Consider the following 16,777-nt stretch of genomic DNA (forward strand, 5'->3'; position numbering starts at 1 on the left):
CTATCATTCGGCGCGCGCGCTCTCCCAGGCCAGCATCGCACGTTTCACGGGAAGCCCCCAGTGATAGCCGCCAAGCGCGCCGGATTTGCGCAGCGCCCGGTGGCAGGGGATCAGGAAACTTACGGGATTGCGACCCACCGCCGTGCCCACGGCGCGCACGGCACGGGGATTGCCGATCGCCTGCGCGATTTCGGAATAGGTCGTGACATGTCCCGAAGGCACCTGCAACAGCGCCTCCCAGACCTTGATCTGGAACGGTGCGCCGATCATGTGCAGCGCCGCCTCGCCCCGCCCGGCAAAGGCTGAACTGACCCAGTGGGCGATCTTGTCCGGGGCCTCGCGATAGGCGGCGCGGGGCCAGCGCGCCTGCATGTCGGCAAGGGCGACCGCACGGCCGAACTCTTCGGCAAAGGCCAGACCGCAAAGGCCGCGATCCGTGCCCATGGCCAGCGTCTCGCCAAAGGGGCTGTCGAACCAGCCATAATGAATCACCAGCCCCGCACCCTGCCTGGCGAATTCGCCGGGACTCATCGCCTCCCACCGCAGAAACAGATCGTGTAGCCGCCCGCCGCCGGTCAGGCCCGCCGCATCCGCAGCCGCGAGCGTGGTAAAGCGCTGCGCGAGCAGCGTCTTGGCATGTCCAAGCGTCAGATATTGCTGATAGCGCTTGGGCGATACCCCGACCCAGGCGGAAAAGAGCCGCTGGAAATGCGCGGCGCTCATGCCCATCTCGCGCGCCAGTTGATCCAGCGGCAGCGCCTCGCCTCCAGCGTCGATCAGGTCGATGGCGCGGCGCATGACGTTGTAATGATAGCTGCGTTCAGGGGGCATGTTCATCATCGTGATCCTGTCATTGTGACCCCAAGATAGGGCGTTTGCGCGCACCCCGCGACCCGAATGTTGCTCATCTTGCCGTTTCCCGGCATAGAACGATCATGGTGCAGCAACTCGACTATCACACGATCCGCGCGATCTTTTCCCGCTTTCAGGCGGCAGAGCCCGAACCGAGGGGCGAGTTGGAGCATGTCAATGCCTATACCCTGCTCGTGGCGGTCGCTCTTTCGGCGCAGGCCACCGATGTCGGCGTCAACCGCGCCACGCGGGCGCTGTTTCAGGTCGCCGACACGCCGCAAAAGATGGTTGATCTGGGCGAGGATGGGCTGATCGAACATATCAGGACCATCGGCCTCTATCGCAACAAGGCGAAAAACGTGATGAAACTGAGCCGCATCCTGATCGAGGAGCATGGCGGCGAGGTGCCGAATTCCCGCGCCGCGCTGCAATCGCTGCCCGGTGTGGGGCGCAAGACCGCCAATGTGGTGCTCAACATGTGGTGGCATTACCCGGCGCAGGCGGTGGATACGCATATCTTTCGCGTCGGCAACCGCACCGGCATCTGTCCGGGTCGGGACGTGGCGGCGGTCGAGCGCGCCATCGAGGATCACGTGCCCGTCGACTTTCAGCAGCATGCGCATCACTGGCTGATCCTGCACGGCCGCTATACCTGCAAGGCGCGCAAGCCGATGTGCGGCACCTGCCTGATCCGTGATCTCTGCATATTCGAGGACAAGACCCTATGACCAGATACCAGGCCGTCGGCATCGGCAATGCCATCGTGGACGTGATCAGCCAGTGCGACGACGCCTTTCTGACGCGCATGGGAATCGAAAAGAGCGTTATGCAACTGATCGAGCAGGAGCGCGGCGAATATCTCTATACGCAGATGCAGGCGCGGCGGCAGATGCCCGGTGGTTCGGTCGCCAATACGATCGCGGGCCTGGGCGCGCTCGGCCTCTCGACCGGGTTCATCGGGCGGGTCAGCGATGACGAACTGGGCCGGTTCTACGCGCAGGCCATGACCGATGTTGGCACCGATTTCGTCAACCCGCCGCGCGCCGATGGCGCCCTGCCCACCTCGCGCTCGATGATCTTTGTCACACCCGATGGCGAGCGGTCGATGAACACCTATCTGGGCATCTCCACCGAACTGGACGAGGGCGACGTGCCCGACGCGGTGGCGGGGCAGGCGGGTATCCTGTTTCTCGAAGGCTATCTTTTCGACAAACCCAAGGGCAAGGCGGCCTTTCTGGCTGCGGCAAGGGCCGCGCGGACGGGCGGGGGCAAGGCGGGAATCACACTGTCCGATCCGTTCTGCGTCGACCGCCACCGCGACGATTTCCGGCGGCTGGTGCGTGATCTCGACTACGTGATCGGTAACGAGCACGAATGGAAATCGCTCTACCAGACCGAAGATCTGGGGGCCGCGCTGGAACAGGCGGCGGTCGAGAGCGGCCTGATCGTCTGTACCCGCTCGGGCCATGATGTGGTGCTGGTCGAGGGCGAGGATACCGTGACCGTGCCGGTGCAGGCGGTCACCCCCGTCGATGCCACCGGAGCGGGCGATCAGTTCGCCGCCGGATTTCTCTACGGGGTTGCCACCGGCCAGCCGCTTGCGGTGGCCGGGCGCATGGGCTGTATCGCCGCCGCCGAGGTGATCGGCCATTACGGCGCCCGCCCCGAGACGGATGTGAAGGCACTATTTGCCGCGGCAGGCCTGATCTGACCCCGTCGCGCCTGTGGATGGGTTGGATTCGGGTATTTACACCAAGAAGAAACAGCAGGTGCGCGCCCGGCTCCGACGTCGGTCGGACCCTTGCCGAAGCAGGCCGGGACCGGGCGCGGCTTCTCCTTGGGCGGTCATCGGCTCCCCAGCCTGTACCGCGCTGCAGGCATCGCACAGGAAGGTTAAGAAAACCTTGCTTCTTCTTGGCCGCCAATACCCTGGGGTGAATTGGCCGAAGGCCAAGAGGGGCAACGCCCCTCCTGCACCCGCGGGACCACTTCACTTGTCGCGGAACTGCGCCTCGCGTTTTTCAGCAAAGGCCGCCATGCCTTCTTTCTGGTCCTCGGTGGCGAAGAGCGAGTGAAACACGCGCCGTTCGAACAGAAGCCCCTCGCGCAGCGTCGTCTCGTAGGAGCGGTTCACCGCCTCCTTGGCCGCCATCACCGAAATCATCGACTTCTCGGCAATCTTCTGCGCGGCGCTCATCGCCTCTTCCATCAGCTTCTTGGCGGGGACGACGCGGCTCACCAGCCCCGAGCGTTCGGCCTCTTCGGCATCCATGAAGCGCCCGGTCAGGTTCATGTCCATCGCCTTGGACTTGCCGACGAAGCGGGTCAGGCGCTGCGTGCCGCCCAGACCGGCGATCACACCCAGGTTGATTTCGGGTTGGCCGAATTTGGCGGTATCCGAACAGATGATGAAATCGCACATCATCGCCAGTTCGCAGCCGCCCCCGAGAGCATAGCCCGAGACGGCGGCGATCATCGGCTTGCGCACCCGACCGATCGCATCGCTGTCGGCGGTAAAGAGATCCTCGGTGAACACATCGACAAAGCTCTTCTGGCTCATCATCTTGATATCCGCCCCGGCGGCGAATGCCTTTTCCGAGCCGGTCAGGACGATGCAGCGCACCCTGTCGTTGGTCTGCGCCTCGCCAAGCGCCTCGGCCAGCTCTGACATCAGCTGGTCGTTGAGCGCATTGAGCGCATCGGGGCGGTTGAGTTTGATGAGGGCGATGTGGTCTTCTATTTCGACGATGATCGTCTCATAGGCCATGACATCCGCTTTCAGTTGTTTCCATCAGGGATGATTCATTATCATTCCTGACGGCCGGTTCAACCTATCTTTGGCATAGCGGGCAATAGAAGCTGGAGCGCCCGGATTGCACGATTCGGGCAATCCGGCCGGTGCAGCCCTGGGTGTGACAGGCCATGCCCTCGCGCCCGTAGACGTCAAAGCTGTGCTGAAAATAGCCCAGTTCGCCATCCGCCTGCCGGAAATCCCGGAGCGATGACCCGCCTGCCTCGATCGCCGTGTTCAGCACCGCGCGAATGACCGGCACAAGCGCGGCGACGCGATGCGCCGAGATGTTTCCGGCGCGGCGCCGGGGCGATATGCGCGCGCGATAGAGCGCCTCGCAGACATATATATTGCCCAGACCGGCCAGGATGCGCTGATCCAGCAGGGCGGATTTTATGGACGTGTTCCGGCCCTTGAGCCTGGCCACCAGATAGGGTTCGTTGAAGTCATTTCCCAAGGGTTCCGGTCCCAGTCTTGCCAGCAGCGGGTGCGCTTCTGCGTTCGGGGTCGGCATCAGATCCATCGCGCCAAAGCGTCTGGGATCGCTGAACGTGATGCGCGCGCCGTTCGCCATGTCCAGCACCACATGGTCGTGCTTTTCAGGTGTCGGGTGGTCATGCACGAACCGCCCCAGAGGATCGCCCGAAACCATCATGCGCCCGGACATGCCCAGGTGAATCAGCAGTGTCTCGCCCGAGGCGAGATCGGCGAGGATGTATTTTGACCGCCGACGCAGGCCCAGCACCCGCTGTCCGGTCAGCCGGGCGGCCATGCCGGGCGGGAATGGCCGGCGCAGATCGCGGCGGTTGACCTGCGCCTGAGCGATCACCTGCCCCTCCATCACCGGGGCGAGGCCGCGGCGGACTGTCTCAACCTCGGGCAATTCGGGCATATTGGTCCGGTTCCTGCAATCGGGGCGCATTGTATCCCGCCCCATCGGCCCTATAAGAAGAGCGAGATGCAAGGAACGGCAAGACCCATGAGCGAGAAAACCACACATTTCGGATTTCAGGAAGTGCCCGAGTCGGAAAAGGCGGGGCGCGTGCGCGGGGTCTTTGGCAGCGTGGCTAGCAGATACGACGTGATGAACGACGCGATGAGCATGGGCATTCATCGCATCTGGAAGGATGCGATGATGGACTGGCTCGCGCCGCGCCGCGGTCAGAGGCTTCTGGATGTGGCGGGTGGGACCGGGGATATCAGTTTTCGGTTTCTCAAGCGCGCAGGGTATGGCCACGCCACTGTTCTGGACCTGACAGAGCCGATGCTGGTCGAGGGGCGCAAGCGCGCCGAGGCCGAGGCGCTGGCATCGAGCCTTGACTGGGTGGTGGGCGATGCGATGGCGCTGCCGTTCGAGGACAACACGTTCGACGTTTACACGATCAGTTTCGGGATCAGGAACGTCACCCGCCCGCAGGACGCGCTGAACGAGGCGTTTCGCGTGCTCCGACCCGGCGGGCGGCTGATGGTGCTGGAATTCAGCCAGATCCCGAATGACCTGATGCAGAGGGTCTATGATCTCTATTCCTTCAACATCATTCCGCGTCTGGGCCAGGTGATCGCCAACGATCGGGACAGCTATCAGTATCTGGTCGAATCGATCCGCCGGTTTCCCGATCAGGAGACCTTCTTGCAGATGGTGCGCGAGGCCGGGTTCGGGAATGCCAAATACCGCAATCTGAGCATGGGCATCGCCTGCCTGCATTCGGGTTGGAAAATCTGAATGCGCGGACCGCACAATATCCTTCGGCTGATCCGTACCGGGGCCACGCTGGAGCGTACGGGCGCCATGGGCCTGATCATGGACGCTTTCGAGGCGCCGCCCCTGCTGCGCGGCACGATGCGGTTTCTGGCCTGGCCCTTTCAGTGGCTCGGTTACAAGGGGGATCCGGCCAGCCCGCCCGCGCCGCGGGCGCTGACGGCACTTGGTCCGGCCTATATCAAGTTCGGCCAGATCCTCAGCACCCGCCCCGATCTGGTGGGTGAAGAGCTTGCCACGCAACTGCGGATCCTGCAGGACAAATTGCCACCCTTTCCGGTGGATGTGGCCAAGCGCTCTGTCGCGCAGGAACTGGGTCAGCCGGTCGAGGCGTTGTTTGACGAATTCAGCGCGCCGGTCGCCGCCGCATCGATCGCGCAGGTCCACAAGGCGCGCCTGCGCTCGGACGGCTCTGACGTGGCGGTCAAGATCCTGCGCCCCGGCATCGAGCGCGCCTTTCGACGCGATATCGACGCATTCTATTTTGCCGCCCGGATGATAGAGACGCTGGCCCCCGGTGCGCGGCGTCTGCGCCCGACGGATGTGATCGCGCATTTCGAGGGCGTGGTGACGGGCGAGCTTGACCTGCGGCTCGAGGCGTCCTCGGCCTCTGAATTCGCGGCCAATACCGGCGGTGATACCGGGTTCAAACTGCCATCGGTGCAATGGCATCTGTCGTCGCGGCGGGTGATGACGATGGGCTGGGCGGATGGCGTGCCCCTGGGGGACAATGCGGCGCTCGATGCCGCCGGGCATGACCGCGCCGATCTGGGGGAGCGGGTGCTGCAACTCTTTCTCAGCCATGCGCTGCGTGACGGTTATTTCCACGCCGACATGCATCAGGGGAACCTCAAGGTTGCGGCCAACGGTGATATCATCGCCTATGATTTCGGGATCATGGGGCATATCGACGAATATACCCGGCGCGTCTATGCCGAGATCCTCTACGGATTCATCAAACGCGATTACCGCCGCGTCGCCGAAGTGCATTTCGAGGCGGGCTATGTGCCCGCCGACCGTGATGTCGATGCCTTCGCGCGGGCACTGCGCGCGGTGGGCGAGCCGATCTTTGGCATGGATGCCAGCAAGATTTCCATGGGCAGTCTGCTCAGCTATCTTTTCGAGGTGACAGAGCGGTTCGGGATGGAGACGCGCACCGAACTGATCCTGTTGCAACGCACCATGGTGGTGGTGGAGGGGGTGGCGCGCAGCCTCAATCCGCAGATCAATATCTGGCAGGTCGCCCGGCCCGTCGTCGAGGATTATATCAAGCAAACGATCGGTCCGCGCGCCGCGCTGCGTGATCTGGGGCGTCTGGCGGCGGTGCTGTCACGCTATGGTCCGCGCCTGCCGGGGCTGGTCGAAGCGGCGATCATCCGGCAATCCGCGCCGCCGCAGCCTGCGCAGCGCCCTGTCTGGCCTGCGCGTCTGGCCTGGGCAGGACTGGGGGTGCTTGCGGGGATGGGCGGAATGCTTTTTCTAATGTTCGCCGCGTGAGATTGATGTTTGAGTGTCAGGTGCCGCCCGGCTAACCCTCTGCGGTTCAGTTTTCAGCAGGCCGCAGGCCGAGTATCCGGCTGGCGGGGATAATCTCGCCGTTTTCCATCACGACAACAGTCTCACCGTTGTCCAGGCGTGCCTCGGTGATGCGACCATGCACCTCGACGTCATGCCGGGCGATCGTTTCACCCTGCGACAGGGAATGCGCCGAGATCCTGTAGGTGCCCTCTGGCAGCGGCAGACCGGCCGTGTCGAGCCCGGCCCACTCGATCCGACCGGATTGCAGCGGGATTGTCTGTTTCTGCACGATGATGCCCTTTGCGTCGGTGACCACCAGCTGCGCCGCATCGGCCAGCGGATCAACCGTCGCGGTCAGGGTGACAGGCTGTCCGCGAAAGGATACCGGCGTCAGGGCGCGCGCCTCAAGGCCGATCCAGCCGGACAGTTGCCCCAGACCCAGCGTCGCGAGCCGCGACCCCAGACCGACCAACAGATCATTCGTGCGGACCTGCTGTTCTACGGTGGAAAAGGCCGCGAGCTGCACCGCGAAATCCGCCGATTCGATCGGGTTGAGCGGATCCTGATTGCGCATCTGCACGGTCAGCATCTTGAGAAAGGTTTCAAAGTCGGAACTGAGCACGCCTTTATTCTGTGGCGGGGCCGTGTTGGCTGTCGCGGCACGCGAAACGCCGGTGACAGGCGGCGGCGCGGCAGATGTCGTTTCCATTGGTATTCCTTTCTAGAGGCGTAGGTCGAGCCGGTCCGTGATCGGGGAAGCGGTGGTGTCGAGTGGCGGAACGATCAGGGTGTGGCCGGGCATGGCAGTCCGGTCCCGATCCGGGCCGCGATGATTGGCGGTGTTCTGCCCGGACGGGGCAGAGTGACCGCCGCCGAACGAGAACTGGGCCTGCTCATAGCCGATTTCCCGGAATTCCTGCGCCAGTATACCGATGTGCCGACGCATGAGATCGAGCGTTTCGGGTCGTTCCGCGATCACTGCCACATTGACTGTTCCATCGGTTGCGCTCAGGCTGATGCGCACCCGTCCGAGTTCTGCGGGATGCAGGAGCAACTGGACCGGACGATCAGGCCGCCCGTTCTGGACGGCAGAGGCGATCTGAATTGCCAGCTGCTGTGGCAGGTCCTGACGGAGCAGGACGGACTGGGGTATCGGGCCGCTGACGGACGTGGCTGCTGGGGTTCCCCTGAGATCCAGGCGCAGCGTCGTGTCATCGCCCTCTGAAGTGAGGGCAGGGAAATCCGTGCCTGCTGTCGCGCTGGTGAACGGGCGTGGGAGGGAAGGAGCCAACAGCGCCGGAGTCGCCGGTTGAGGGGGATCAGACATTTGCGTGGCGGCTGGTGCCTGCGTGGCGGCCGGCGCCATGCCCGCTCCCGGTGAAGAGGTGGACAGGAGCGGGTCGTCCTGCCCGCCTGTCATGCCGGTGCCGTCGCGCGCCGCAGCGGCGGGCGCCATGCCCGCTCCCGGTGAAGAGGTGGACAGGAGCGGGTCGTCCTGCCTGCCTGTCATGCGGGTACCGTCGCGCGTCGCAAAGGCAGCAGGCGAAGGGGCGATCGGATCGACGCCGCGAACCCGCGTTTCGGCCCCGTCGGCGGGCATGTTTCCGGTGTCGCCAATGTTCCGGGTCGGTCCTGCACCTGTTCGGACTGCGACAGTCGCTCTGTCGGCGACCGCTTCGCCCGAAGGGAGCGGTAATTCCGGCCGCCCGGTCGTGGCCTCTGCGGGCTGGGATGATGCCAGACCATGCGGCATCCCGTTGTCCTGCGATTGTCCGGGTGCCGGCGACACTGTCCGGTCCGGGAGGAGCGCGGCCTTGTCATGAATGCCGGGCGTTCGGGAAGCCGCGTGCGTCTCAGGTTCCGTCGGGCGGGCGGGCGTGGTCTCTGGCGAGCGCGTCCGTGGCTCATCCGTGTCGACAGTCCCGGCCCCTACAGCGCCCGGATCGAGAGGCGGCGCGCTGCCTTTGAGGGTGTCTGCAAGCGGTATATCCCTCTGGGTCAGGGCCGCTGCGTCCGTCGTCTTGCCGTCGTCCCCAATGAGGATGTCGAGGGGCGGAACCGCCGGGGCATCCGCATCCTCGCGCGGCGGGGCGATGTCCGTCGCGCCATCAGCATCGTCCTGCATGATCCGGACGAAATCCGGTGCCGTGCGGCTGTCAGCGGCCTGCGACCGGTCACGACCTATGCCGTCATGGCCGTTCACAAAGGCCTGGGCGGACAGGGCGACGCCTGCGGGCATGGGGGAAGGCAGCATCATCACGCTCCGAAATTCTTTCGTTCGCACCAGCATGCCGGAATCCGGTTACTGCTTCTTTACCGCTTTGAGGTCTTATGACGATTAGTTCGCTCAATTCGAGGTAATGCGGTGACAGATCATTTACGAATTCCATCCATCCAGCCCCCGGCGGGACGGCCCGACAGGCATGTGGCGTTGCGCGAGGCGGCGCAGGCTCTCGAGGCCGGGTTTCTCTCGGAAATGCTCAAATCCGTCCGCTTTGGCGAACAGGAGAATGCCCTGAGCGGCAGCGTTGGTGAAGATCATTTCGCATCGTTCCACCGCGATGCGCTGGCCCGTGAAATGGTGCGATCCGGCGGCATCGGACTAACCGAAATCATCCTGAAATCCCTGATGGAGAAGAACAATGGCACATGACGCTGAACGCCGGATCATCAACCGTCTCGACACCCTTCTGGAGACAGAGCGCAAGGCGCTGCTGCACGGTGATCTGCATCGCATCTCGACGCTGGTCGAAGAGAAGGAGACGTTGATAGACGAACTCAACCGGATGACGACCGATGCGCCGGGGGATATTGCGGCGTTGCAGGCCAAGCTCATGCGCAATCAGGCGCTCTTGGACGGGGCCTTGCAGGGGATCAGGAATGTTTCGGCGCGTCTGGCGGCATTCCGGCAGGTACGCCGCGCGATGGATACCTATGACCGTGACGGCCACAAACACACCATCCCAGGCGAGGTCGAGCGCAAGGTCGAAAAACGGGCCTGAGCGGATTTAGCTCAAATGCCGGGTTCTTCCCGCAATGCGTTTAGCACTCCATTAGGACTTGGCAGGCCATCTTGTTCCTGCGTCCACAATCGGATGGCGCAGCCGCAAAACACATCGCTCGCTGCACATGTCAGAAAGACAGCTGAGGTTCGCCGCCGTGCAATCGGGGCGGAATATGAAACCGGCGAAAACCGCCAAACAAAAAGGTAAGTACTATGTCCAGCATTTTGACAAACAACAGCGCGATGGTGGCCCTGCAGACCCTCAAGACAGTCAACTCGAACCTGGCCAAGACCCAGGACGTGATTTCAACCGGCAAGGAAGTCGGCAGCGCAAAGGACAACGCCGCCATTTTTGCGATCTCCAAGGTGATGGAATCGGACGTGAGCGGCTTCAAGGCGATCTCGGACAGCCTGTCTCTGGGTGAATCGACCGTCGCGGTCGCACAGAACGCGTCGGAGACGATTGCCGATCTGCTCATCGACATCAAGTCCAAGGTCATCGCAGCCCAGTCCAGCAACGTCGACCGCGGCAAGATCCAGACCGATATCGAGGCGTTGCGCGGGCAGATCGAATCTGTTGTCGGAGCGGCGCAGTTCAACGGTCTCAACCTGCTGTCGAACCGCGAGAATGTCGCGGGGTCCGGCATCCTCCAGGTCCTCAGTTCACTGGATCGCACCGGCGACGGTACGGTTAACGCCAGCAACATCAATGTGATCAAGCAGGACCTGGGTCTGCAGCAGGTCGATTTCAGCACCGGCACGGCTGTAGCCGCCGGATCGGGCACCACGATCAGCGGGGCGCTTGATGCGGGTGCGGCCGTTGCGGTTGCTGGCGCGGCGACCCCGGGAACGACCACGCTGGTCATCGACTCCGTGGTCGCGGGCACGGGAATTCAGATCGACATCTCGGCCTCCGCCGGCACGGTCGGCGCGGCCTTCGACGACGCGACGCGCGACGTGTCCTATGTGGCGCGCGATGGCGATACCCAGGCCGATGTGGCCAACGGTCTGGCCGAGGCGTTCAACCGTCGTGTGGCAGAAGCGGTGGAGGCCGGCACACTGTCCGCAAACACCTCGATCGGCGCTGTGGTCAGCGTGGCGGCGGATGGTGTGGCGACCATCACCTTCACCGGTGAAACCGGTGCTGCCGGCGACGACTTCTCGCTGCAGGCCATCGAGACGACTGGCGTGACGCAGGGTGGCGGTCTGGCGGAGCTTGCCAATATAGATGTCACCACCGACGCGGGGGCAAGTGCTGCGATTGATCAGGTCGAACGGTTCATTCAGACCGCCGTCGATGCCGCCGCGAGCTTTGGCTCGGTGCGGGGGCGGATCGAGACGCAGTCGGAGTTCGTGTCGAAACTTACCGACTCGCTGCGCGCGGGTATCGGTTCCATGGTTGATGCCGATCTCGAAGAAGCCTCGGCGCGGCTGCAGGCCCTTCAAGTGCAGCAGCAGCTGGCCACACAGTCGCTGTCCATCGCGAACCAGGCGCCGCAGTCGATCCTGGCATTGTTCAGGTAACCGGATCGGGGGCGCGATGACAGCGCCCCCGTCTCTCCATTTCCTGTTCCTGACACCCAGCATCGCAACCGATGGAAGGACATGACGTGAACGCCATTCTGCGGGCACAAGATGCCTATCGCCGACAGACACAGGCCACCCGGACCGAGCGCGGCATCGAATACGACGCCTTTGCAAGGATCACCCACAAATTGAAAGCAGCGGCGTCGCGCGAGCCTGGCGGGATCGGCGAACTGGCGGCTGCCTTGCATGCGAACCGTCGCCTCTGGACCGTTCTGGTGACCGATGTCGCAGACAGAAACAATCCGTTGCCGCCGGACCTGCGGGCACGGATCATTTATCTGGCGGAATTCACCCGCTTGCACAGCAGCAAGGTGCTCCGGGATGGTGCATCGGTTGAGCCCCTTGTCGACATCAACACCGCCATGATGCGCGGGCTGGGCGAGCGGAGGACCGTGAAATGACAGGGCTCGTCCTGAAACTCGGCCCTCGGGAAAGGGTCTTGATAAACGGCGCGGTGGTCGAGAACGGGGACCGGCGCTCACGTCTGTCGATCGTGACGCCCGACGCCAAGATCCTCCGGTTGCGGGATGCGATTCACCCGGAAGAGGCGAACACGCCTGTTCGCAGCGTCTGCTACGCGGCGCAACTGGTTCTGTCCGGGGATTGCAGCCCGCAGGAGGCGCGGCAGCAACTCCTGCGCCGGATCGAAGAACTGAGCCAGGTGCTTCGGGATCCCGACAGCCGGGCGCATCTGACGCATGCGACCGAGGCGCTGCTTGCCAACGACCATTACAGATGCCTCAAATCGCTGCGCGCGCTGTTGCCGCGCGAAGACCGGCTTTTGGCGCATCGATCATCATGAACTTCGAGCCGGTTGTACCTCTGAGCGGCTTGGCAGGTTGGGCATTGCTGAACAGAACGCTTGATCGTCAGACGGATCTGTTCAGCAAGTCGCCGGTCATCCAGCGCGACACAGAGTATTTCGAACGTAATATCGGCAGCGTCAGGACGGCCGAGGATCTGGTTTCGGATCGCCGTCTTCTGCGGGTGGCGCTCGGGGCCTTTGGTCTGCAGGAGGACATCAACAGCCGGGCGCTGATCCGCAAGGTTCTGGAAGAGGGGACAGATCGCGACGACGCGCTTGCCAATCGGCTGTCAGATCGCCGATACAGGCAACTGGCAGAGGCATTTGCCTTTGCCGACAATGCCGGGCCGCGGACGCAACTCGCGGGATTTGGGGCTGAAATAGCTGAAAAGTTTCGCCGCATGGAATTCGAAGTGGCCGTGGGAAACCAGGACCAGGCCCTCCGGCTTGCGATGAATGCCCAGCGGGATTTGTCTGAGATCGCAAGCGAGGATTCGGGGTTCAACACGAAATGGCTCCGGATTCTCGGCACCCCACCCCTTCGCCGGGTCTTTGAGGCGGCGCTTGGATTGCCGCAAAGTTTCGCGCAGCTTGATCTGGACCGCCAACTCGATACCATCAAGGCTCGCTCTGCGCGTCAACTCGACCTGTCCGACCCGGCGCGGCTTGGCGATCCTGAGGTGCAGGAACGGCTGATCCGCAGGTTTCTGCTGCGTGACCAGATCAACAGCATCGGCGTTCAGTCCTCGCAATCCATCGCCCTGACCCTTCTGCGGGCGGCTCCGCGTGCGTTCTGACAGCAAGCCCTTGATCTGACCGCGCCGGGCTGTCGGGGACACGGGCCTGCCGTCAGTTTCCGATAAGGCTCCGGCCTGCGGATCCGGTGCCGGGCACGCCCGGATGATCCACAACCCGGCCCGACGCGGGAACGGCCGCCGGCACGGCAATCCCTGCGCGGCGCAGAATGACGCCAAGGCGCGCAAAGCTGTTCTGTGCCGATACGGTTTCCGGCAAGGCGAGAAACCCGTCAAGCTCTGCCCAGACCTTTATCGCCTGATCCAGTTCGGGATCGCTGCCTTCGGTATAGAGCCCGGCCCGGATCATCGTCTCTGACCGGGCATAGCTGGCCAGCAGCCTGCGGGCACTTACGATCAGATGGTTCTCAGTCTGGCTCGCGGCGTTGGGCAGGCTGCGGGATACCGAGCGCAACAGGTCGATCGCCGGATAGCGACCACGCTCGGCAATCTGACGATCAAGCACTACATGCCCGTCCAGCACTCCGCGCAGAATGTCCGCGACCGGCTCTTCCATGTCCGAACCCGCAACCAGAACGGTCAGAATCGCGGTAATGTCCCCGGCATCGCCCTCGCCCGGACCTGCGCGTTCGCAAAGCGACATGATCATATGCGCGGTCGAGGCGGGAAACCCGCGCAACGCAGGCATTTCACCGGCGGCGGTTGCCACCTCACGATGCGCCTCGGCGAAGCGGGTGATCGAATCGGCCAGAAACAGGACATGGAGCCCCTGATCGCGGAAAAATTCGGCCACCGCCATCGCTGTCCAGGCACATCGCCGCCGGACCATGGGCGAGCGGTCCGAGGTTGCCGTGACAATTACCGCGCGCGCCAGACCCTCGGGCCCCAGCACGTTTTCGACGAAATCGCGCAATTCGCGCCCGCGTTCGCCGATCAGCGCGATGACCACGACATCCGCCTGCATGTGCCGGGCGAGGTGACCCAGCAGCATCGACTTGCCCACGCCGGAACCGGCGAACAGCCCCAGGCGTTGTCCGCGCACGACCGGCAGCACGGTGTTGAACGCGGCCATTCCTGTCTCAAGACGCCTGCCCAGAGCGCGCCTGCGGGCCGGCGCCGGGGGATCGGCCCGCAAGGCGCGCGGGACCGCCCCGCGCAGCAGCGGGCGGCCATCGAGCGGCGCGCCGAACGGATCAATGACGCGCCCGATCCAGCTCTGCGACGGCGCGATCTCCGAGGCATCGAGCAACAGAGCGCGGTCCCCCAGGGCAAGGCCCTCGGCCGCCCTGTCAGGAAGAATCACGATCAACGAGGCCTCCATCTGCAGAACCTCGCCGGTCAGTTCCGCCCCGGTGCGGGTCTGGATCCGCACGCGATCCCCCAGACGCGCGATGGCGGACAACCCGCTGATCCGGATCGTGTTTCCCAGCACGGCAGCTACCCGCCCGACAGGGCGAAGCGCCCGCAGCGACGAAATCTCGGCCTGCAGGCCTGTCAGTCCATTTTTTTCCATCGGGCGCTCCAATCATGTCCTGAAAACAATTTCTAAAGGAATCAGAGTTAAGCCTTGATTGAAGCCAATCGAGGGAGAAGCCCCGATGTTTGAGAAACTGGAAATCTTCCGCATGGCGCAGGCCATGGCCATGCATGCCGGTGCACGACAGTCCGTCGTGGCGCAGAACATGGCCAATGCGGATACGCCCGGCTACCGGGCGCGCGACATAGCGCCGTTTGCATCATTCTATCAGAGTCGAGGAGGGGGCGCGTCGGGCGCGTATGTCACACGGCCAGGGCATCTTTTGGGTCAGGGCCAGCAGCCCGGTTTCGCTGTGACCGATGATCCGAGCGCGGTAGCCGACCCGAACGGCAACTCTGTCTCGCTCGAATTCGAGATGCTCAAGGCGGTCGATGTAAAGCGCCAGCACGATCAGGCGCTGGCGATCTACAGATCGTCACTGGATGTTCTGCGCCTTGCAATCGGTCGCCGGTAAGGGAGGGCAGGATGAACGATTTTATTGGTTCCCTTGCCGTTTCTGCCAGTGGGCTGAAGGCGCAGGCGCAGCGGCTGCGCCATCTGTCCGAGAATATCGCCAACGCCGATACACCCGGCTACCGCCGCAAGACCGTGTCTTTCGAGACCGCATTTGGCGGGTCGCAGAATACTGGCGAGGTGACGGTCGGTCGCGTCAATCTGGACCGGCGCGCGCCGGAGCGGGTCTATGATCCCGGCCATCCCCTCGCCGATGAAACCGGCCATCACGACGGTTCGAATGTCGACCTGATGATCGAGATTGCCGACGCGCGCGAGGCGCAGCGCAGCTACGAGGCCAATCTCAAGATGTTCGATCAGGCCAGGCAAATGTCGGCCAGCCTGATGGACCTGTTGCGCCGATAACACCGATAAACACCAATACAGGAGTTCCAGAATGGACATCACTTCTCTTCATGCTGCGCAAAAGTATGCAGCGTTCCGGCCCGCGACCGAACCGGCGTCGATCCAGGGCGGGGCGGGTGAGGCGTTTCAGACCCTTGCCCGTGATTTTGCCGCCACCCTCAAAGAGGGCGAGGAGGTCGCAAAAGCGGCCATGACCGGCAAGGCCGATCCGCATGCGCTGGTGCAGGCGCTGGCCCAGACCGAACTGGCGGTCGAGGCGGCCGTGACGGTCCGCGACCGGGTGGTCGAGGCCTATCAGGAAATCCTGCGCATGCCGGTCTGAGACCATGCTGGACGAGGTCGTTTTCTTTGACACCATGCGCGAGGGGCTTTGGATATCGGTGATCATTTCCTTTCCGATCCTTGCTGTCGCGCTGGTGGCGGGCCTCGTTGTGGGGCTGTTTCAGGCGCTTACCTCGATCCAGGAACTGACCCTGACCTTTGTGCCGAAACTGGGAGCGATCGCCGTCGTGTTCTGGCTGACCATGGGCTTCATGACCCAGACGCTGGTGACATTCTTTCAGGACCGGCTGGTGCCGCTGATTACGGGAGGCTGAGATGGAAAACGCAGGCTACACAACCCTGAGCAGGCAATCGGGACTGCTGCGCGAGATGCAACTGGTGGCCAACAACATAGCCAATGCCGCAACGACGGGGTACCGGCAGGAAGGGCTGATCTTTTCGGAATTCGTCAAGCGTGCGGAGGGCGGCGAGTCGCTCTCCATGGCGCGAGGCAACGTGCGCAACACCTCGATGATGCAGGGGCCGCTGACACGGACCGGCGGGGCGCTCGATATGGCGATAGAGGGCGATGGATTTTTCCTGATCGAGACGCCACAAGGCGAGCGCCTGACCCGCGCCGGCAGCTTTTCTCTCTCGGCCGGGGGCGATCTTGTCACCAATGACGGGTTTCGTGTGCTCGACGCGGGCGGTGTGCCGATCTTTGTGCCTCCTGACGCCAGCGACCTTGGTCTGTCGACGGATGGTACGCTCGGCAGCCAGGGGCGCCCTCTGGCCCAGATCGGGCTGGTCCAGCCCGTCGAGAAAACCGATCTGATCCGCGAGGACGGCGTGATGTTCCGGACCCGGGGCGGGATCGAACCCGTCGAGAACCCGCGTATCCTGCAGGGCTTTCTCGAAGGGGCGAATGTCGATCCGATCAGCCAGATCGCACGGATGGTCGAGGTGCAACGCGCCTATGAGATGGGGCAGAGCTTTCTCGATTCCGAAAACGAGCGCGTGATGACAGCGCTCGACACCCTTACCCGTTGA

General features: G+C 63.5%; 21 protein-coding genes. 15 read left to right on the forward strand and 6 right to left on the reverse strand.

Annotated features, from left to right (window positions below; genetic code table 11):
* Positions 1-3: 3 nt before the first annotated feature.
* The gene (locus BSG08_RS10150) at positions 4-837 is read right to left on the reverse strand and encodes a methylated-DNA--[protein]-cysteine S-methyltransferase (protein ID WP_093036746.1); all 834 of its coding nucleotides are present in this window, start codon (positions 835-837) and stop codon (positions 4-6) included.
* 98 nt (positions 838-935) lie between these two features.
* Here BSG08_RS10150 and nth point away from each other — a divergent pair, with 98 nt between their 5' ends.
* Both nth and BSG08_RS10160 read left to right on the forward strand, forming a co-directional pair.
* Complete coding sequence (gene nth / locus BSG08_RS10155; RefSeq protein WP_093036093.1) at positions 936-1,580, forward strand: endonuclease III; 645 nt, start codon at positions 936-938, stop codon at positions 1,578-1,580.
* Positions 1,577-2,563, forward strand: a complete 987-nt coding sequence (locus tag BSG08_RS10160; RefSeq protein WP_093036096.1) for an adenosine kinase — start codon at positions 1,577-1,579, stop codon at positions 2,561-2,563. The genes nth and BSG08_RS10160 overlap by 4 nt, the downstream gene beginning before the upstream one ends.
* Before the next feature lie 279 nt (positions 2,564-2,842).
* On the opposite strand, the gene BSG08_RS10165 is transcribed toward BSG08_RS10160, so the two are convergent.
* Together BSG08_RS10165 and mutM are read right to left on the reverse strand one after the other, a co-directional pair.
* Positions 2,843-3,619, reverse strand: a complete 777-nt coding sequence (locus BSG08_RS10165) for an enoyl-CoA hydratase (protein WP_093036099.1) — start codon at positions 3,617-3,619, stop codon at positions 2,843-2,845.
* 64 nt (positions 3,620-3,683) lie between these two features.
* Positions 3,684-4,535, reverse strand: coding sequence for a bifunctional DNA-formamidopyrimidine glycosylase/DNA-(apurinic or apyrimidinic site) lyase (gene mutM / locus BSG08_RS10170; protein ID WP_093036102.1), 852 nt, complete (start codon positions 4,533-4,535; stop codon positions 3,684-3,686).
* Between the two features lie 87 nt (positions 4,536-4,622).
* Between mutM and ubiE the strand changes: the two genes are divergently transcribed.
* The gene (gene ubiE / locus BSG08_RS10175) at positions 4,623-5,366 is read left to right on the forward strand and encodes a bifunctional demethylmenaquinone methyltransferase/2-methoxy-6-polyprenyl-1,4-benzoquinol methylase UbiE (RefSeq protein WP_093036105.1); all 744 of its coding nucleotides are present in this window, start codon (positions 4,623-4,625) and stop codon (positions 5,364-5,366) included.
* Complete coding sequence (gene ubiB / locus BSG08_RS10180) at positions 5,367-6,899, forward strand: 2-polyprenylphenol 6-hydroxylase (RefSeq protein WP_093036108.1); 1,533 nt, start codon at positions 5,367-5,369, stop codon at positions 6,897-6,899.
* Between the two features lie 46 nt (positions 6,900-6,945).
* Here the strand turns inward: ubiB and BSG08_RS10185 are convergent, their stop codons facing one another.
* Positions 6,946-7,629, reverse strand: a complete 684-nt coding sequence (locus tag BSG08_RS10185; protein WP_093036111.1) for a flagellar hook capping FlgD N-terminal domain-containing protein — start codon at positions 7,627-7,629, stop codon at positions 6,946-6,948.
* 12 nt (positions 7,630-7,641) lie between these two features.
* Positions 7,642-9,174, reverse strand: a complete 1,533-nt coding sequence (locus tag BSG08_RS10190; RefSeq protein ID WP_175544756.1) for a flagellar hook-length control protein FliK — start codon at positions 9,172-9,174, stop codon at positions 7,642-7,644.
* Positions 9,175-9,285: 111 nt separating this feature from the next.
* Between BSG08_RS10190 and BSG08_RS19680 the strand changes: the two genes are divergently transcribed.
* The 6 genes from BSG08_RS19680 to BSG08_RS10220 all read left to right on the forward strand — a co-directional run bounded on the left by BSG08_RS19680 (position 9,286) and on the right by BSG08_RS10220 (position 13,113).
* Positions 9,286-9,573, forward strand: coding sequence for a rod-binding protein (locus tag BSG08_RS19680; protein ID WP_245770659.1), 288 nt, complete (start codon positions 9,286-9,288; stop codon positions 9,571-9,573).
* On the forward strand, positions 9,563-9,922 hold the full coding sequence (locus BSG08_RS10200; RefSeq protein ID WP_093036117.1) for a flagellar protein FlgN: 360 nt from the start codon (positions 9,563-9,565) through the stop codon (positions 9,920-9,922). The genes BSG08_RS19680 and BSG08_RS10200 overlap by 11 nt, the downstream gene beginning before the upstream one ends.
* Before the next feature lie 215 nt (positions 9,923-10,137).
* Entirely contained in the window at positions 10,138-11,448 is a 1,311-nt protein-coding gene (locus BSG08_RS10205) for a flagellin (RefSeq protein WP_093036120.1), read from the forward strand.
* A gap of 86 nt (positions 11,449-11,534) precedes the next feature.
* The gene (gene flaF / locus BSG08_RS10210) at positions 11,535-11,912 is read left to right on the forward strand and encodes a flagellar biosynthesis regulator FlaF (protein WP_093036752.1); all 378 of its coding nucleotides are present in this window, start codon (positions 11,535-11,537) and stop codon (positions 11,910-11,912) included.
* Positions 11,909-12,313 (forward strand): flagellar biosynthesis repressor FlbT, encoded by a 405-nt coding sequence (gene flbT / locus BSG08_RS10215; protein WP_093036123.1) that lies wholly within the window; start codon positions 11,909-11,911, stop codon positions 12,311-12,313. The genes flaF and flbT overlap by 4 nt, the downstream gene beginning before the upstream one ends.
* Before the next feature lie 44 nt (positions 12,314-12,357).
* A complete protein-coding gene (locus BSG08_RS10220) occupies positions 12,358-13,113 on the forward strand; it encodes a DUF1217 domain-containing protein (protein ID WP_245770660.1) in 756 nt (251 codons plus the stop codon).
* A gap of 52 nt (positions 13,114-13,165) precedes the next feature.
* Here the strand turns inward: BSG08_RS10220 and BSG08_RS10225 are convergent, their stop codons facing one another.
* Positions 13,166-14,584, reverse strand: coding sequence for a FliI/YscN family ATPase (locus BSG08_RS10225; protein ID WP_093036128.1), 1,419 nt, complete (start codon positions 14,582-14,584; stop codon positions 13,166-13,168).
* An 85-nt stretch (positions 14,585-14,669) separates the two neighbouring features.
* Here BSG08_RS10225 and BSG08_RS10230 point away from each other — a divergent pair, with 85 nt between their 5' ends.
* Genes BSG08_RS10230 through BSG08_RS10250 form a run of 5 tightly spaced genes read left to right on the forward strand, consistent with a single transcriptional unit; the run spans position 14,670 to position 16,777 of the window.
* On the forward strand, positions 14,670-15,062 hold the full coding sequence (locus BSG08_RS10230) for a FlgB family protein (protein WP_175544757.1): 393 nt from the start codon (positions 14,670-14,672) through the stop codon (positions 15,060-15,062).
* Positions 15,063-15,073: 11 nt separating this feature from the next.
* Entirely contained in the window at positions 15,074-15,466 is a 393-nt protein-coding gene (gene flgC / locus BSG08_RS10235; protein WP_093036134.1) for a flagellar basal body rod protein FlgC, read from the forward strand.
* Between the two features lie 31 nt (positions 15,467-15,497).
* Positions 15,498-15,788: a flagellar hook-basal body complex protein FliE gene (gene fliE / locus BSG08_RS10240; protein ID WP_093036137.1), complete on the forward strand. Its 291-nt coding sequence runs from the start codon at positions 15,498-15,500 to the stop codon at positions 15,786-15,788.
* A gap of 4 nt (positions 15,789-15,792) precedes the next feature.
* Positions 15,793-16,062, forward strand: coding sequence for a flagellar biosynthetic protein FliQ (locus tag BSG08_RS10245; protein WP_093036140.1), 270 nt, complete (start codon positions 15,793-15,795; stop codon positions 16,060-16,062).
* A 1-nt stretch (position 16,063) separates the two neighbouring features.
* On the forward strand, positions 16,064-16,777 hold the full coding sequence (locus BSG08_RS10250; protein ID WP_093036143.1) for a flagellar hook-basal body complex protein: 714 nt from the start codon (positions 16,064-16,066) through the stop codon (positions 16,775-16,777).

Origin of the sequence: Roseovarius azorensis (genome assembly GCF_900109455.1) — a bacterium.
GTDB classification, from domain to species: domain Bacteria; phylum Pseudomonadota; class Alphaproteobacteria; order Rhodobacterales; family Rhodobacteraceae; genus Roseovarius; species Roseovarius azorensis.

Bases quoted from the DNA above. Each gene is read 5' to 3' on its own strand.
- BSG08_RS10150 (WP_093036746.1), bottom strand. From the start codon at position 837: ATGAACATGCCCCCTGAACGCAGCTATCATTACAACGTCATGCGCCGC.
- nth (WP_093036093.1), top strand. From the start codon at position 936: ATGGTGCAGCAACTCGACTATCACACGATCCGCGCGATCTTTTCCCGC.
- BSG08_RS10160 (WP_093036096.1), top strand. From the start codon at position 1,577: ATGACCAGATACCAGGCCGTCGGCATCGGCAATGCCATCGTGGACGTG.
- BSG08_RS10165 (WP_093036099.1), bottom strand. From the start codon at position 3,619: ATGGCCTATGAGACGATCATCGTCGAAATAGAAGACCACATCGCCCTC.
- mutM (WP_093036102.1), bottom strand. From the start codon at position 4,535: ATGCCCGAATTGCCCGAGGTTGAGACAGTCCGCCGCGGCCTCGCCCCG.
- ubiE (WP_093036105.1), top strand. From the start codon at position 4,623: ATGAGCGAGAAAACCACACATTTCGGATTTCAGGAAGTGCCCGAGTCG.
- ubiB (WP_093036108.1), top strand. From the start codon at position 5,367: ATGCGCGGACCGCACAATATCCTTCGGCTGATCCGTACCGGGGCCACG.
- BSG08_RS10185 (WP_093036111.1), bottom strand. From the start codon at position 7,629: ATGGAAACGACATCTGCCGCGCCGCCGCCTGTCACCGGCGTTTCGCGT.
- BSG08_RS10190 (WP_175544756.1), bottom strand. From the start codon at position 9,174: ATGCTGCCTTCCCCCATGCCCGCAGGCGTCGCCCTGTCCGCCCAGGCC.
- BSG08_RS10200 (WP_093036117.1), top strand. From the start codon at position 9,563: ATGGCACATGACGCTGAACGCCGGATCATCAACCGTCTCGACACCCTT.
- BSG08_RS10205 (WP_093036120.1), top strand. From the start codon at position 10,138: ATGTCCAGCATTTTGACAAACAACAGCGCGATGGTGGCCCTGCAGACC.
- flbT (WP_093036123.1), top strand. From the start codon at position 11,909: ATGACAGGGCTCGTCCTGAAACTCGGCCCTCGGGAAAGGGTCTTGATA.
- BSG08_RS10225 (WP_093036128.1), bottom strand. From the start codon at position 14,584: ATGGAAAAAAATGGACTGACAGGCCTGCAGGCCGAGATTTCGTCGCTG.
- BSG08_RS10230 (WP_175544757.1), top strand. From the start codon at position 14,670: ATGTTTGAGAAACTGGAAATCTTCCGCATGGCGCAGGCCATGGCCATG.
- flgC (WP_093036134.1), top strand. From the start codon at position 15,074: ATGAACGATTTTATTGGTTCCCTTGCCGTTTCTGCCAGTGGGCTGAAG.
- fliE (WP_093036137.1), top strand. From the start codon at position 15,498: ATGGACATCACTTCTCTTCATGCTGCGCAAAAGTATGCAGCGTTCCGG.
- BSG08_RS10245 (WP_093036140.1), top strand. From the start codon at position 15,793: ATGCTGGACGAGGTCGTTTTCTTTGACACCATGCGCGAGGGGCTTTGG.
- BSG08_RS10250 (WP_093036143.1), top strand. From the start codon at position 16,064: ATGGAAAACGCAGGCTACACAACCCTGAGCAGGCAATCGGGACTGCTG.